We start from the raw sequence: 13519 nt of genomic DNA, 5'->3' as shown, positions 1-13519 counted from the left end.
CAAGGGGGGAATGCATTCCAAATGTGGGAGCGGGCTTGCTCGCGAAGGCGGCCGCACAATCACCAAAGCATTGCCTGAAGAAACACACAAGAACAGCCAGAGGAGATCATCATGAACGCGGCCGTAGACGTTCTGCAGTCCAGCCATCAGCACATCAACCGCGACCGCCTGTGGCAATCGCTCATGGAACTGGCCAGGCTCGGCGCCACGGTCAAGGGCGGTGTGTGTCGCCTGGCCCTGACCGATCTTGACCGCCAGGCCCGGGACATCTTCGTCAAGTGGTGTATCGATGCCGGCTGCACCGTCAGCATCGACGCCGTCGGCAACATCTTCGCCCGTCGCCCCGGGCGCAATCCGGACCTGCCACCGGTGATGACCGGCAGCCACATCGACACCCAGCCCACCGGCGGCAAGTTCGATGGCTGCTTCGGTGTATTGGCGGGCGTCGAGGTGCTACGCACCCTCAATGACCTCAACATCGAGACTGAAGCGCCGCTGGAAGTGGTGGTCTGGACCAACGAGGAAGGCTCGCGTTTTGCTCCTTGCATGATGGGCTCCGGCGTGTTCGCGGAAAAATTCACCCTCGAGGAAACCCTGGCCAAGGTCGATGCCGAGGGCGTGACGGTCGGTCAAGCACTCAATGCCATTGGTTATGCCGGCCCACGCAAAGTCAGCGGCCACAAAGTCGGCGCGTACTTTGAAGCCCACATCGAGCAAGGCCCGATCCTGGAAGACGAACGCAAGACCATAGGCGTGGTCATGGGCGCCCTCGGGCAGAAATGGTTTGACCTCAAGCTGCGCGGTGTCGAAGCCCACGCCGGCCCGACCCCGATGCACTTGCGCAAGGACGCCTTGGTCGGCGCCGCAGTGATCGTCGGTGCGCTCAACCGCGCCGCTCTCAGCCATCAACCCCATGCCTGCGGCACCGTCGGTTGTCTGCAAGCCTATCCCGGCTCGCGCAACGTCATTCCCGGCGAAGTGCGCATGACCCTGGACTTCCGGCACCTGGAACCGGCGCGCCTGGATGCGATGATCGCCGAAGTGCGCGAAGTCATCGAAACCACCTGCGACGAACACGGCCTGACCTACGAGCTCACGCCAACGGCAGACTTCCCGCCGCTGTACTTCGACAAAGGCTGCGTCGAAGCCGTGCGCGGTGCCGCTCAAGGCCTGGGCCTGTCACACATGGACATCGTCAGCGGCGCAGGCCACGACGCGATCTTCCTGGCCGAACTAGGCCCGGCCGGGATGATCTTCGTGCCCTGTGAAGGCGGCATCAGCCACAACGAAATCGAAAACGCCGCGCCGGATGACCTGGCGGCCGGCTGTGCGGTGCTGTTGCGGGCGATGCTGGCGGCTTCGGCGGCGGTGGCGAAGGGCGAGCTGGCGGCCTGAACCGAGTGACGTGCGCTGAAATTTTCAGCGCACGTCACAACGCGCAATCCTCAATCGTCATCCTGTTGAATCCCTCAATCAGTGGAGCAACACGATGTCGTCCAACACCCAAGCGGTCAACCTGCTGCAAGCGATCCCACAGGTTTTCGAAAGCCTGACCCAGGTCCATGTCGTGCTCGATCAGCATGATCTCGATCCTTCCCTCAAGCACTTGATCCACCTGCGCGCCTCGCAGATCAACCAGTGCGGTTTCTGCGTGAAGATGCACACCCGTGAGGCCCGGGAAGCCAATGAAACCAATGAACGCCTGGATCGCCTGATCGTCTGGCGTCATGTCAGTGATTTCAGCCCTTCGGAGCGCGCCGCGCTGGCGTGGACCGAAGCCTTGACGGTACTGGATGCAAAAACCGATTACGCCAGCCTTCGTATTGAACTGAGGGCGCATTTCAATGACGAACAGATCGGCGCCTTGACGGCCGAGATCGGGATGATCAACCTGTGGAACCGCTTGCAGGTGTCGAGGCACTGATTGATGAACTGCACTGAAAACGCCGCTACTGTGTTCGAGCAGCGCCGGCCCTTTTTGCTTGGTCTGGCCTATCGCATTCTCGGTTCGCGCGCCGAAGCCGAGGATGCGGTGCAAGAGTTGTTCATCAAGTGGCTGGAGGCCGACCGGGCCTCCATCGCCACGCCGGCTGCCTGGCTGACCACAGCCTGCACCCGGCACTGCATCGATGTGCTGCGCTCGGCGCACACATCCCGGGTCGACTACATCGGCACCTGGCTGCCGGAGCCGATTCACACCACCCACCAGGACTCACCCGAACACAGGCTTGAACTGGCCTCGTCATTGTCCACCGCGTTCATGTTGCTGTTGGAACGCCTGACACCCAAGGAGCGCGCGGCGTACCTGCTCCACGAAATCTTCGACATGGATTACCCGCAGGTCGCCGATGCGGTCGGGGTGCAGGAAGCCGCTTGCCGCAAGCTGGTGTCTCGGGCCAAGGCGAGTCTTGGCGGCGGACAGGCCCGTTACCAGCCCGAACCCCTGCGTCAAACCCAATTGCTGGGTGCGTTTCACGGCGCTATCGCCAGCGGTTCGACCGCTGCCCTGAGCGCCATGCTCAGCGAAGACGTTGAACTCTGCGCCGACAGCGGCGGCAAGGCTGCGGCCATCCGCGAAACCCTGTCGGGTATCACTCGTGTACTGGAGTTCATCGGTCAGTCGCTGCACACCTATTGGCAGGCGTGCGAATGGCTGCCCACTGAAATCAATGGTGCACAAGGCGTCATCATCAAGGCCGACGGCAACATCACGGCGGCGATGACCTTTGGCTTTGATGAGGCGGGGCGGGTGAATCGGGTTTTCATCATGCGTAATCCGGACAAACTGGCGGGGCTTGATGGAGATCCCAGTGGGAGCGGGCTTGCTCGCGAAAGCGGTAGACCAGTCAACATGTATGTCACCTGACACACCGCTTTCGCGAGCAAGCCCGCTCCCACAAGGTTCATTGCACTAACCACAACTCCGGCGGTCGTATTCTTCACAGGGTCACAATACATGTGGAGACGTAATGAGCCATGACGTCCTGACCACGGAAACCGATCACCGCCAATTGCGGCAAATCATCGCCGGCCTGTCCGACGGAGTGATTGTGCTGGACCCCAACCAGAGCATCCTGTGGGCCAATGATGCCGCGCTGGCCATGCACGGCGCAGCGCACATCAGCGATCTGGGCAGCAACGCCAAAGCCTATGTCAAACGCTTCGTCCTGCGTTATCGCAACAATCACCTCGTGTCGGCCGACAGCTACCCGATCAATCGGGTGGCCCGTGGCGAGACGTTCAGCGATGTGCTGGTGGAGGTGACATCGGCGGGGAGCGAAGCGTGCACCTGGGTCCATCGCGTGCGCAGCCTGGTATTGGCTGACAGCCGTGGCAAGCCGCAATCGCTGGTGTTGATCATGGACGATGTCACTGACCGGGCCAGCACAGGGCAACTGACCGCCCGTGAGCGCGATGTGCTGGGCCTGATCTGCGAAGGCCTGGCCGACAAGGACATCGCCGCGCGCCTGAAACTGGCGCCGAACACAGTGCGCAACCATGTGGCTACGGTGTATTCCAAGCTCGATGTGCACAGTCGCAGCGGGGCGATTGTCTGGGCTCGGGAGCGGGGACTGTTCTCTGGTGAATCCCGGTCGAAGGGGCAGGGTTAAGGTACAAACGCACTATCGGTCACCACATTGATCGAAGTTCTGCGTTACGAACTGCAAAGCAACTCCCTGTAACCCCCGCATCCGGTGATGTAAGAACTGTCAGCTTTTACGGGTGTTGGCCACGGACTGGGCTATAAATGATTCGCGGATATTTATTTTTTGACAGGTGCATGGATTTTGCACGCCGGTTTTGTTGTCACAAAAAATGTGTCTATCACTTATCGCGGGTCAACCTATGAAAACTCTTGGGAAACGCGTTATCTCACCTTTGTCGCTGGCATTGTGCGTGGCGATCCTCGGCGGCTGTGCCAGTGCGCCACCCCCTCCAGCGGTCACGCCACCCCCTCCTGAACGCACCTGCCAGGCCATGGATAAAACCGATGTCCTGGGCGATGTGCGGGCTGAAGACGGGCAGGTGACCCGAGTCACCACTACGACTCGTTGCGTCACGCAGTAAATCGGGGTTCACTTTGTGGGAGCGAGCAAGCTCGCTCCCACAGGGGGTTGTGGAACTCAGGCCATCAGGACAGGAAACCGCCATCCACATTCAGCGAAACGCCGGTGGTATAGCTGGAAGCATCGCTGGCCAGGTACAACACTGCGCCGGCCATTTCGCTCGGGTCGGCTACGCGCTTGAGCGGGATCTGTTGCAGCGCGGTGTTCAGGATGGCTTCGTTTTTCACCAGTGCCGAGGCGAACTTGGTGTCGGTCAGGCCTGGCAGCAAGGCATTGCAGCGAATCCCGAACTGCGCGCACTCCTTGGCGAAGACCTTGGTCATGTTGATCACCGCCGCCTTGGTCACCGAGTAGATGCCCTGGAAGATGCCCGGCGAAACACCGTTGATCGAGGCCACATTGATGATGCTGCCGCCGCCGTTTTCGCGCATCAGCTTGCCGGCTTCGACCGACATGAAGAAATAGCCGCGGATGTTCACGTCGACGGTTTTCTGGAAGGCGCTGAGGTCGGTGTCCAGTACGTTGCAGAACTGCGGGTTGGTCGCGGCGTTGTTGACCAGGATGTCCAGGCGCCCGAACTGTTCCTTGATGCCGGCGAAGACCTGGCTGATCTGTTCCATTTCGCCGATGTGGCAGGCAACGGCGGTGGCCTTGCCGCCAGCGGCGATGATGGCGTCGGCGACGTGCTGGCAGCCTTCGAGCTTGCGGCTCGACACGATCACGTGGGCGCCTTGCTGGGCCAGCAGTTTGGCGATGGCTTCACCGATGCCACGGCTGGCGCCGGAGACGAAAGCGATCTTGCCGTCGAGGTCGAACAACTGAGTCTTGGACATGGGATTCCCTTGTTATGAAGCCTTGTGATGACACTGATCAGAGGCTGGATTTCGAAATGACCTGCAGGCTCATCTGCTCCAGCAGCTTGTTCATGTGAATGAACTGCGCGAAGCGTTTGTCCTGGGTCTGGCCATGGTAGAAACGGTAGTAGATCTGCTGCACGATGCCGGCCAGGCGGAACAGGCCGTAGGTGTAGTAGAAGTCGAAATTTTCGATGCGGATGCCCGAGCGTTCGGCGTAGTAGTCGACGAACTCACGGCGGGTCAGCATGCCCGGCGCGTGGCTCGGCTGGCGGCGCATCATCTGCACCGGCGCCGGATCATCGGCTTCGATCCAGTAGGCGAGGGTGTTGCCCAGGTCCATCAGCGGGTCGCCGAGGGTGGTCAGTTCCCAATCGAGCACGCCGATGATCTGCATCGGGTTGTTCGGGTCAAGGATCACGTTGTCGAAGCGGTAGTCGTTGTGCACGATGCTGGAGGTCGGATGGTCGGCCGGCATCTTGTCGTTGAGCCAGGCCTTGACCACGTCCCATTGCGGTGCATCGGGGGTCAGGGCCTTTTCGTAGCGATCGCTCCAGCCTTTGATTTGCCGCGCGACGTAGCCTTCGGGCTTGCCCAGGTCACCCAGGCCGTAGGCGTTGTAGTCGACGCGGTGCAGTTCCACGAACTTGTCGATGAAGCTCTTGCACAGGGCTTCGGTTTTCGCCGAATCCAGGCCCAGTTCCGGTGGCAGGTCCGAGCGCAGGATGATGCCGTTGACCCGTTCCATGACATAGAACTCGGCACCGATCACCGATTCGTCGGTGCAGTGCACGTAGGCTTTCGGGCAGTACGGAAAACCATCGCGCAGCTGATTGAGGATGCGGAATTCACGGCCCATGTCGTGGGCCGACTTGGCCTTGTGGCCGAAGGGCGGGCGACGCAGGACGAATTCCTGTTCCGGGTATTCCAGCAAGTAAGTGAGGTTTGAAGCGCCGCCCGGAAACTGGCTGATCTTTGGCAAGCCGCTGAGCCCCGGAATATGGGCCTTGAGGTACGGATCGATCAGGCTGGCATCGAGCTCTTCGCCGGTGCGGATACGGGTGGACTGGTCGTTAAGCGCCATGCTTATCCCTTCTGCTTATTCTGGAGGCCTTAAACTATTGGCTAATCTAATGGTGAGACGTGAGTGCCACAAGCGTGGCACGGTCTTATAGGTTAGCGTGTTGCAGGATAATCAGCGTTCCTGATGTGCGAGAACTCGCCCGGCGGACTATGGTTCAGGGGGCAGGATGCTGCCAGGAAGGAGGTTTGAAATGGGTTGTCCGCAAGTCTGTGCCACCGCTACCCTGCAATGCAGTTTTGGCGCGGCACCGGCCGTGCTCAACGTGCTGCCGGTCAATCGCACACTGACCGCCGGCCTGCCGGCGGCGAACATCATGGATCACATTCCGCTGGTCAACATCATGCCCTTTGGTGTGTGCACGAGCCTGGCCAACCCGACGGTCGCAGCCGCCACCGCCGCGGCGCTGGGTGTGCTGACACCGATGCCCTGCATCCCGGCCACCGCCACGCCGTGGATACCGGGCGGGGCGCCTACGGTGCTGCTGGGCGGCATGCCGGCGATCGACGCCAACAGCACCTTGATGTGCAACTGGGCCGGGGTGATCAAGATTGTGATGCCCGGGCAGATGCAGATGCTCATTCCCTGACTCGATCGAACTGTGGGAGCGGGCTTGCTCGCGAAAGCGGGGTGTCAGGCAACATCGATATTGAATGTGCCGGCCTCTTCGCGAGCAAGCCCGCTCCCACAGGGGAAACAGCACCTTGATGTGCAACTGGGCCGGGGTGATCAAGATTGTGATGCCCGGGCAGATGCAGATGCTCATTCCCTGACTCGATCGAACTGTGGGAGCGGGCTTGCTCGCGAAAGCGGGGTGTCAGGCAACATCGATATTGAATGTGCCGGCCTCTTCGCGAGCAAGCCCGCTCCCACAGGGGAAACAGCACCTTGATGTGCAACTGGGCCGGGGTGATCAAGATTGTGATGCCCGGGCAGATGCAGATGCTCATTCCTTGACTCGATCGAACTGTGGGAGCGGGCTTGCTCGCGAAAGCGGGGTGTCAGTCAACATCGATATTGAATGTGCCGGCCGCTTCGCGAGCAAGCCCGCTCCCACAGGGGATCTTCTGTGAATTGAGAATTTGTGCACTTGCCCGCGATCCCTCAGGCCTCGACAGGATCACTCCAGCGCCTGAACCACCAGCGGACCCTCGAGATCGGCTTGCCCCCGGCGTCCAGCGGTCGCCCATCGGCGGCGAAACCCTGTTCCGGTTCCAGCAACTGACCATTGAGATACCGCGCCTCGACGGCGGTTTTACCGTTGGGGTGAAAGCGCTGATACCGCCCCTCGCGCACGCCATCGCGGTAGCACTCGGCCTCGGCCAGTTGCCCGTCGGGAAAGTAATTGAACGCCTCGCCATGCAGCAGCCCTCGGCGGTAAGTCGCCTTGCGTTGCAGCCAGCCTTGCGGCGCATGGAAACTGGCGATCCCCTGCAGCTTGTCACGGACAAACGGCAGATGCGCCGAGACCTTGCCATTGGGGTGATACAGCAGGGTAGTGCCTTGCAATTCGCCCTGGCTGTAGTGCAAATCGGCTTGTGCGCGCCCGTCATCCTTGATGTGCAACGCACCGTCGAGCTGACCATCGAGCAAGCGACCTTTGAGCTGTTTATCGTTCTGCTGCAAGTCCAGCGGTGTGATGGCCATGGGTTCTCCTTGTCAGTTGACCTGCACCAGGCCGCCCTTGATGGTCAGCATGCCGCCGCCATCCACGGTCTGCGAAGCGGCACCCTTGTTGGTGAGGCTGATCCCGGCATCGTTGGTCATTGTCGTGCCGGCCTTGTTCTCCAGCGAGGTGCCGGCCTGGTTGCTCAAGGAGGTGCCGGCTTGCTGGCTGATCGAGGTGCTGGCCTCGGCGGCAATGTCTGCGCCGCTCTTGATCGCAAAGCTGCCACCGCTTTGCAGGGTCAGGGTGCCGGTCACCTTGATGGTCAGGTTGCCGTCCACGGTCAGGCTGTAGTTGCCGGTGACCGTGTGGTCGTAGTTTCCGCCCGTGCTGTGAGTCTGGTCGGCGCCGACTTTCACCGTGCGGCTGTCCTTCACGTCAAGGCTGTCGCTGCCGGTCTGGATGGTCACGCTGCGTTTGCCTTTCTCCAGGGTCACGGTCTCGTCGCCTTCCTTCACCGTGCGCGTGCGCGCGTTCTGCACCGTCAGGGTCTCGTCGTGGCCAACGGTGGCAGTGGTGTCATTGAGTACGTTGATCTTCAGATCCTTCTGCGCTTGCACAAACACCTCTTCGGCGTCCTTCTTGTCCTCAAAGCGCAACTCGTTGAAACCGCCGCCGCCCTTGGACGACTGGGTCTTGATCCCGGACTGGGTCTGATTGGCCGGCAGCGCGTAGGGCAGGGCGTTGTCACCGTTGTAGACGCAACCGGTCACCAGCGGCCGATCGGGATCGCCGTCGATAAAGGTCACGATCACTTCCTGGCCGATGCGCGGGACGAACTGCATGCCGAACCCCTTGCCGCTCCAGGGCAGCACCACCCGTACCCAGCACGAACTGGTTTCGTCGTTCTTGCCGTCGCGGTCCCAGGGGAATTGTAATTTGATGCGGCCGTATTCGTCGGTCCAGATTTCTTCGCCCGACTTGCCGACCACAATCGCCGTTTGCGTGTGCATGCGCGGCTTGGGCGTGATTCGAGCCGGGCGATAAGGCGTGGCTTTGGGGATCGCTTCGAAGCGATTGCGGTAGTTATCGTGGTTGACTTCGTGAGTCACCGTCGTCACCACCCAATCGATATTCAGGCTCGCATCATCATGACCGGCGAGGGTGAACCAGTGCCCCGGCACCAGCCAGCGGCAGTCGCTTTCGCCGATAAAACGCTTCTCCTGACTGCGCAAGCCATCGACGCGCTGCTTGGTCAGCGTATCGCCGCGGGCCTTGGCGTTGTAGCTGCCTGGATGCTCGTACATCGACCGGGGCCCGGCGACTGCTTCGGCCTGGCTGTAGAGCGAAGTGGTCGGCGTGGTGAATTCGTAATCCGTCGCCCGATAAACCCCGGCTACGGCTTGCATGCACACCTGGCCGGAGCGAATGCCATGCAGTTCGCGCTCGCCCAACTGCTGGCCGAGATAGTTTACCTTCGGCCCGTTCGGGACTTGTGGGAAGGCATCGTTACTGTCCCCCAACACCAACGTGTGTTTGCCGTCTTCGTGGGTAAAAAACCAGAAAATCCCTTCCTCTTCCAACAGGCGCGATACGAAGGCGAAATCGGTTTCGCTGTATTGCACGCAGTACTCGCGCGGGGTGTAGCTGCCGGTGAGTTTCAGCGTGAAATCGGTGAAGCCGTGTGCCTTGAAAATCGTGGTGACGATGTCTGATGTGGACAGGTTCTGGAAAACCCGGTTGTTGCTGGCCAGGGTCAGCCACCAGAGCCAGGGGCGTAGCACGAGTTGATAGCGCTCGGCGGTGGCGTCGGCGGGGAGCTGGCGGATTTCGGCAACCAGTGCGTCGAAGGGCCGGGTTGTCGCGTCGTTGTGCAGGGTCGTGGTGACGTGGGTGGCGACGGCGCCAGTCAGGGCGAGGGCGGCGCCGTCGTTGAGGCCGTTGAGAGTTTGCGAACCCAGCGCGTTGAGCGCTTCTTCGCCGGACAGCGACTCAGGGTAAAGCGCCGACAGCGAGGCGGCGGTGAAAGAGAGGCTGGTGTTGCTGTCGGTGGAGCGGGGCATTGAAAGGCCTCGGGTGGTGGGTAGATAAGGGAAGGCTTACCACTTGAACTTACCGCCACTGGCATGGATTGCAGCCTGGTTATCACTGACCCACGCATCCATGTCTCGGTCTTGTCCATAGTCGTAGCTGTACATCAATACCGAGTTTGCGACATAGGGGGCGAGTTGCGGTCCACAAAGCTGACAGGGGCTGAGTTCGATATAGATACGGGTGACGAAGTTGCTGTAATCGCCGTCCGGAAGGGTGACGCTATTGATCGCCTGGACCAATGCACTGATTTCCGCATGCCCGCGCAGGGTCGTGACGACTTTTTTGGTTGTGGTGGTGTAGTTTCCAAGGAGGTCCAGTTTCAGTGCGCTGTCGCCGAATTTGTACATCAGTACGCCACGTGCGGCATCGAAATGTTCGACCAGTGCGAAACAGGTTCCATGAGACGCTCCCGACCCGGCCAGGGCGCGACGGGTTGAAGAGGACTCATGGCAAATACTGGCCAGGTCGGGAATGGTGCCGCCATTCGTGGCCTGGTTGGCCGCCAGCCAAGTGGCGTATAGAGGGTTTGCCCCTGTCATTGCCACATCTCCACCTGCGTAACGACCGACCTTATGTACTTCCGTCATGTCTATCTCCTGTTGAAAACCCCGTCAGTCCGCTTTTTCTACTGGCCGGTGCAAGGCAGAAAGCTCATCCGATAATGAGCATGCCCATGAGCTACTTCTTCTGCCGGTAAAACACCAAACCGGTGGGCGAAAACAGGAACACAGTGTCTTTGGGGGCGTTGTCGTATCCCGTATCGCTGGAGATGACAATGGTCCGCATGCCGTTCTGGGCGAGTTTCTTGTAACCCGCCCGACAGCGTTTGCAGGGGGCCATGCCTTGATGGATGATGAGGTTGCCCTGGATACCATTGATTTGCGCGATCAGCGTGTCGTCGTATAGCGCGTTTTCAAAACACACCGCCGAGCCGCGCTTCTCGCCGACGAACTTGCTCTTGATCGTCAGCGCCTTGCCGTCCGGTACGTATTGCGCGATGTGGAACGCAATACCATCGGCCAACCCGTAGCGTGTCGTTTTGGGCGTGGCTTCCAGGTCAAGGTTGTCGGCTTTGTTCATCATGTCGACCAGAACATCACCGGCGGGCATGCCGGTTTTACCTCGCTTGTTGTGATCGACGTGCAATATGGTGTTCATGTCGATCGCCTTTCCGTCTTCAGTGTTGATCCCGCACAAGTCATCCCAGTTCATGGGTTTTCTCCTGACTATCTTCATTCACCGAATGTGGCCGAGCGCGGTACTGCCGATATCTCACTCCAACACCCACTCCGCCAACTTCCCCGTCACCTGGGTCATCAGTACGTTCTCTACATCCCTTGCACCCGCCGCACTGCACTTGGCTAACACCGCCTGGACAATCCCGGCATCAAACTCAAACTGCTTCCCGGTGGCGGCCTTGTACCGCCCACGCAATTTCTCCAGTTTCGCCAACACAATCCCTTCCAGCGTCGCCTCATCCAGGGGGCGATACGCGACCACCGTCATCCGCGCCAGAAACGCCGGGCGGAAGGCTTGCAGCAGCACCTTGTGCAAGGCTTCGTTAAAGGCGTCGGTGCCCAGTTGCGCGACCGGTGTGTCGAGCAACAGTTCGGCGCCCACGTTGCTGGTGGCCAGCATCACGGTGTTCTTGAAATCCACCACCAATCCGGTGCCGTCTTCCATCACGCCTTTGTCGAACACGTTGTAGAAGGCTTCGAGCACGTCCGGATGGGCCTTCTCGATTTCATCGAGCAACACCACCGAATAGGGTTTGCGCCGTACCGCTTCAGTCAGTACGCCGCCGCTGCCATAACCGACGTAACCGGGCGGGGCGCCCTTGAGTTGGCTGACGGTGTGGGCTTCCTGGTATTCCGAGAGGTTGATGCTGATCAGGTTGCGTTCGCCGCCGTACAACGCATCGGCTAACGCATAAGCGGTTTCGGTCTTTCCCACGCCAGTCGGGCCGACCAGCAGGAACACCCCGACGGGTTTTTGCGGATCGGTGAGGCCGGCGCGGTAAGCCTGCAGGCGCTGGGCGATAGTGCCCAGCGCGATGCTCTGGCCCATGACGCGCAACCCCATGCGTTGGCCGAGGGTGCGCACGGCGTGGGCTTCGTCGGCGAGCATTTTGCCCACCGGGATGCCGGTCCAGCCGGCGATGACGGCGGCGACGGTTTTGCCGTCGACCTGTTCCGGCACCAGCGGATCGTCCTGGCGAATGGCGTCGAGCCCGGCTTCCAGGCGCACCAGTTCGGCGGCCAGATGATCGATGCGGCTGTCGATGGCTTCGTCCGGTTTGTCGCTGTCGGCGCGTTCGCTCAAGGTCAGCAGTTCGCTGCGGGTTTCCAGCAGTTCGCGCACCGCAACCCGCTCTTCATTCCAGCGCACTTCCAGTTCGCGAATCGCTTGCACATTGGCCACGGATTCGGCTTCAAGCAGGGTGATGCGCTCGCGGTGATCGAGCCCGGTGGCTTGTTCGCGGCGCAGGCGTTCGACTTCGTCCCTGAGGCTATTCTGCCGGTGACGCAGGCTTTCCAGGGGGGGCGGCACGTCGTGCTGGCCGAGGGCGACCCGGGCGCAGGCGGTGTCGAGCACGCTGATGGCTTTGTCCGGTAACTGGCGCCCGGAGATGTAGCGATGGGACAGTTTCACTGCTTCGTGAATCGCCGCGTCGAGCACCTGCACGCCGTGGTGCTGTTCGAGTTTTGCAGCGACACCACGGAGCATTTCCACTGCGGTGGCTTCGTCCGGTTCCTCCACCTGCACCAGTTGAAAACGACGGGCGAGGGCCGGGTCTTTCTCGAAGTATTTTTTGTATTCAAGCCATGTGGTGGCGGCCAGGGTGCGCAACTCGCCACGGGCCAGGGCTGGTTTGAGCAGGTTGGCCGCGTCGCTACCGCCTTCCGCGCCACCGGCACCGATCAGGGTGTGGGCTTCGTCGATGAACAAGATGATCGGTTTTTCCGCGCTGCGCACTGCATCGATCACCCCTTTGAGGCGTTGTTCGAACTCGCCCTTGACCCCGGCGCCGGCCTGCAACAGGCCGAGATCGAGCACACGCAAGCTGACTTCCTGCAAGGACGGCGGCACATCTCCGGCAGCGATGCGCAAGGCCAGGCCCTCGACGACGGCAGTCTTGCCCACGCCCGGCGCGCCAACCAGGATCGGGTTGTTCTGCCGACGGCGCAGCAGGATGTCGATGCATTGGCGAATTTCGCCGTCGCGACCGACGATGGGGTCGATGCGCCCGGCGTGGGCGTCGGCGGTCAGGTCCTGGGTGAACTGGTCCAGCACCGAGTCCTGTTTCGGTGTCGGGGTGCCGGCACTCACCGCACGTTTACCGCCGACGTGCTCGCGAGAATTTTCGGTCCATTCCAGCAGGTTGCTACGCAAAGCTTCCCGGGGAATCTTCAACAGTGATGAAGCACTGTTGAGCAACAGGCTGCGGCGCTCGTCGCGGTCGATCAAGGCAAGTAGCAGCAAGCCTGAGCGAATGCTCTCCAGCCCCAGCACGCTGGCCTGTACCACCGCGTCTTCGAGCAGCCCGGTGGTGTGCGACGACAATGCCGGGGTGCGCGTGCTGCCGGACTTGAACAGCTCCAGCGCTTTGTTGATTTCCGCCGTCAAGGCGTCGCGCTCCAGGCCGAAGCGCGGCAGCAGATAAGCGAAGTCTCCGCCCTCGATGTCCAGCAGTTCCAGCAGCAGGTGTTCGATTTCGACGTAGTGGTGGCCTCGCTGCAGACAGCGTTGCGCGGCCCGTTCCAGGGCGCGGCGGTTGTCCGGGTTGAGGCGTCCGATCAGGCTGGCCAGTTCCATG

General features: G+C 61.0%; 13 protein-coding genes and 1 pseudogene. 7 read left to right on the top strand and 7 right to left on the bottom strand.

From position 1 onward, the window contains the following. The first annotated feature begins 111 nt into the window (after window positions 1–111). The 5 genes from AC07W4_RS15900 to AC07W4_RS15880 all read left to right on the top strand — a co-directional run bounded on the left by AC07W4_RS15900 (window position 112) and on the right by AC07W4_RS15880 (window position 4068). On the top strand, window positions 112–1395 hold the full coding sequence (locus AC07W4_RS15900; RefSeq protein WP_495033049.1) for a Zn-dependent hydrolase: 1284 nt from the start codon (window positions 112–114) through the stop codon (window positions 1393–1395). Window positions 1396–1489: 94 nt separating this feature from the next. Beyond that, a complete protein-coding gene (locus tag AC07W4_RS15895; RefSeq protein ID WP_495033048.1) occupies window positions 1490–1924 on the top strand; it encodes a carboxymuconolactone decarboxylase family protein in 435 nt (144 codons plus the stop codon). A gap of 3 nt (window positions 1925–1927) precedes the next feature. Further along, a complete protein-coding gene (gene sigJ / locus AC07W4_RS15890) occupies window positions 1928–2866 on the top strand; it encodes an RNA polymerase sigma factor SigJ (protein WP_495033047.1) in 939 nt (312 codons plus the stop codon). A gap of 103 nt (window positions 2867–2969) precedes the next feature. Continuing rightward, complete coding sequence (locus AC07W4_RS15885; protein ID WP_495033046.1) at window positions 2970–3611, top strand: LuxR C-terminal-related transcriptional regulator; 642 nt, start codon at window positions 2970–2972, stop codon at window positions 3609–3611. A gap of 235 nt (window positions 3612–3846) precedes the next feature. Beyond that, window positions 3847–4068, top strand: a complete 222-nt coding sequence (locus AC07W4_RS15880; RefSeq protein ID WP_495033045.1) for a hypothetical protein — start codon at window positions 3847–3849, stop codon at window positions 4066–4068. 64 nt (window positions 4069–4132) lie between these two features. Here AC07W4_RS15880 and AC07W4_RS15875 read toward each other — a convergent pair whose 3' ends face one another. Beyond that, window positions 4133–4900, bottom strand: coding sequence for an SDR family oxidoreductase (locus tag AC07W4_RS15875; RefSeq protein WP_008046696.1), 768 nt, complete (start codon window positions 4898–4900; stop codon window positions 4133–4135). A gap of 37 nt (window positions 4901–4937) precedes the next feature. Then, the gene (locus tag AC07W4_RS15870; RefSeq protein ID WP_008046693.1) at window positions 4938–6005 is read right to left on the bottom strand and encodes a phosphotransferase family protein; all 1068 of its coding nucleotides are present in this window, start codon (window positions 6003–6005) and stop codon (window positions 4938–4940) included. A gap of 190 nt (window positions 6006–6195) precedes the next feature. On the opposite strand from AC07W4_RS15870, the gene AC07W4_RS15865 reads away from it, so the two are divergent. Together AC07W4_RS15865 and AC07W4_RS15860 are read left to right on the top strand one after the other, a co-directional pair. Further along, entirely contained in the window at window positions 6196–6591 is a 396-nt protein-coding gene (locus tag AC07W4_RS15865) for a DUF4280 domain-containing protein (RefSeq protein WP_008046692.1), read from the top strand. A 290-nt stretch (window positions 6592–6881) separates the two neighbouring features. Further along, window positions 6882–6959: pseudogene (locus AC07W4_RS15860) on the top strand (DUF4280 domain-containing protein); the annotation flags it as partial. 147 nt (window positions 6960–7106) lie between these two features. Here the strand turns inward: AC07W4_RS15860 and AC07W4_RS15855 are convergent. The 5 genes from AC07W4_RS15855 to tssH all read right to left on the bottom strand — a co-directional run bounded on the left by AC07W4_RS15855 (window position 7107) and on the right by tssH (window position 13518). After that, complete coding sequence (locus tag AC07W4_RS15855) at window positions 7107–7649, bottom strand: toxin-antitoxin system YwqK family antitoxin (RefSeq protein ID WP_495033044.1); 543 nt, start codon at window positions 7647–7649, stop codon at window positions 7107–7109. A 12-nt stretch (window positions 7650–7661) separates the two neighbouring features. Then, complete coding sequence (locus tag AC07W4_RS15850; protein ID WP_495033043.1) at window positions 7662–9671, bottom strand: type VI secretion system Vgr family protein; 2010 nt, start codon at window positions 9669–9671, stop codon at window positions 7662–7664. A gap of 36 nt (window positions 9672–9707) precedes the next feature. Beyond that, a complete protein-coding gene (locus AC07W4_RS15845) occupies window positions 9708–10289 on the bottom strand; it encodes a hypothetical protein (RefSeq protein ID WP_495033042.1) in 582 nt (193 codons plus the stop codon). A gap of 91 nt (window positions 10290–10380) precedes the next feature. Then, window positions 10381–10914 (bottom strand): hypothetical protein, encoded by a 534-nt coding sequence (locus AC07W4_RS15840; protein WP_495033041.1) that lies wholly within the window; start codon window positions 10912–10914, stop codon window positions 10381–10383. Between the two features lie 60 nt (window positions 10915–10974). Beyond that, on the bottom strand, window positions 10975–13518 hold the full coding sequence (gene tssH, locus AC07W4_RS15835) for a type VI secretion system ATPase TssH (RefSeq protein ID WP_495033040.1): 2544 nt from the start codon (window positions 13516–13518) through the stop codon (window positions 10975–10977). Window position 13519: the final 1 nt, after the last annotated feature.

The sequence above is a fragment of the Pseudomonas sp. GW821-FHT02A08 genome, assembly GCF_059422045.1.
This window is presented reverse-complemented; position numbering and strand designations above follow the sequence as displayed.

What these genes read in the sequence shown, in the direction of transcription:
- AC07W4_RS15900 (WP_495033049.1), top strand. Translation starts at nt 112, where the DNA reads ATGAACGCGGCCGTAGACGTTCTGCAGTCCAGCCATCAGCACATCAAC.
- AC07W4_RS15895 (WP_495033048.1), top strand. Translation starts at nt 1,490, where the DNA reads ATGTCGTCCAACACCCAAGCGGTCAACCTGCTGCAAGCGATCCCACAG.
- sigJ (WP_495033047.1), top strand. Translation starts at nt 1,928, where the DNA reads ATGAACTGCACTGAAAACGCCGCTACTGTGTTCGAGCAGCGCCGGCCC.
- AC07W4_RS15885 (WP_495033046.1), top strand. Translation starts at nt 2,970, where the DNA reads ATGAGCCATGACGTCCTGACCACGGAAACCGATCACCGCCAATTGCGG.
- AC07W4_RS15880 (WP_495033045.1), top strand. Translation starts at nt 3,847, where the DNA reads ATGAAAACTCTTGGGAAACGCGTTATCTCACCTTTGTCGCTGGCATTG.
- AC07W4_RS15875 (WP_008046696.1), bottom strand. Translation starts at nt 4,900, where the DNA reads ATGTCCAAGACTCAGTTGTTCGACCTCGACGGCAAGATCGCTTTCGTC.
- AC07W4_RS15870 (WP_008046693.1), bottom strand. Translation starts at nt 6,005, where the DNA reads ATGGCGCTTAACGACCAGTCCACCCGTATCCGCACCGGCGAAGAGCTC.
- AC07W4_RS15865 (WP_008046692.1), top strand. Translation starts at nt 6,196, where the DNA reads ATGGGTTGTCCGCAAGTCTGTGCCACCGCTACCCTGCAATGCAGTTTT.
- AC07W4_RS15855 (WP_495033044.1), bottom strand. Translation starts at nt 7,649, where the DNA reads ATGGCCATCACACCGCTGGACTTGCAGCAGAACGATAAACAGCTCAAA.
- AC07W4_RS15850 (WP_495033043.1), bottom strand. Translation starts at nt 9,671, where the DNA reads ATGCCCCGCTCCACCGACAGCAACACCAGCCTCTCTTTCACCGCCGCC.
- AC07W4_RS15845 (WP_495033042.1), bottom strand. Translation starts at nt 10,289, where the DNA reads ATGACGGAAGTACATAAGGTCGGTCGTTACGCAGGTGGAGATGTGGCA.
- AC07W4_RS15840 (WP_495033041.1), bottom strand. Translation starts at nt 10,914, where the DNA reads ATGAACTGGGATGACTTGTGCGGGATCAACACTGAAGACGGAAAGGCG.
- tssH (WP_495033040.1), bottom strand. Translation starts at nt 13,518, where the DNA reads ATGGAACTGGCCAGCCTGATCGGACGCCTCAACCCGGACAACCGCCGC.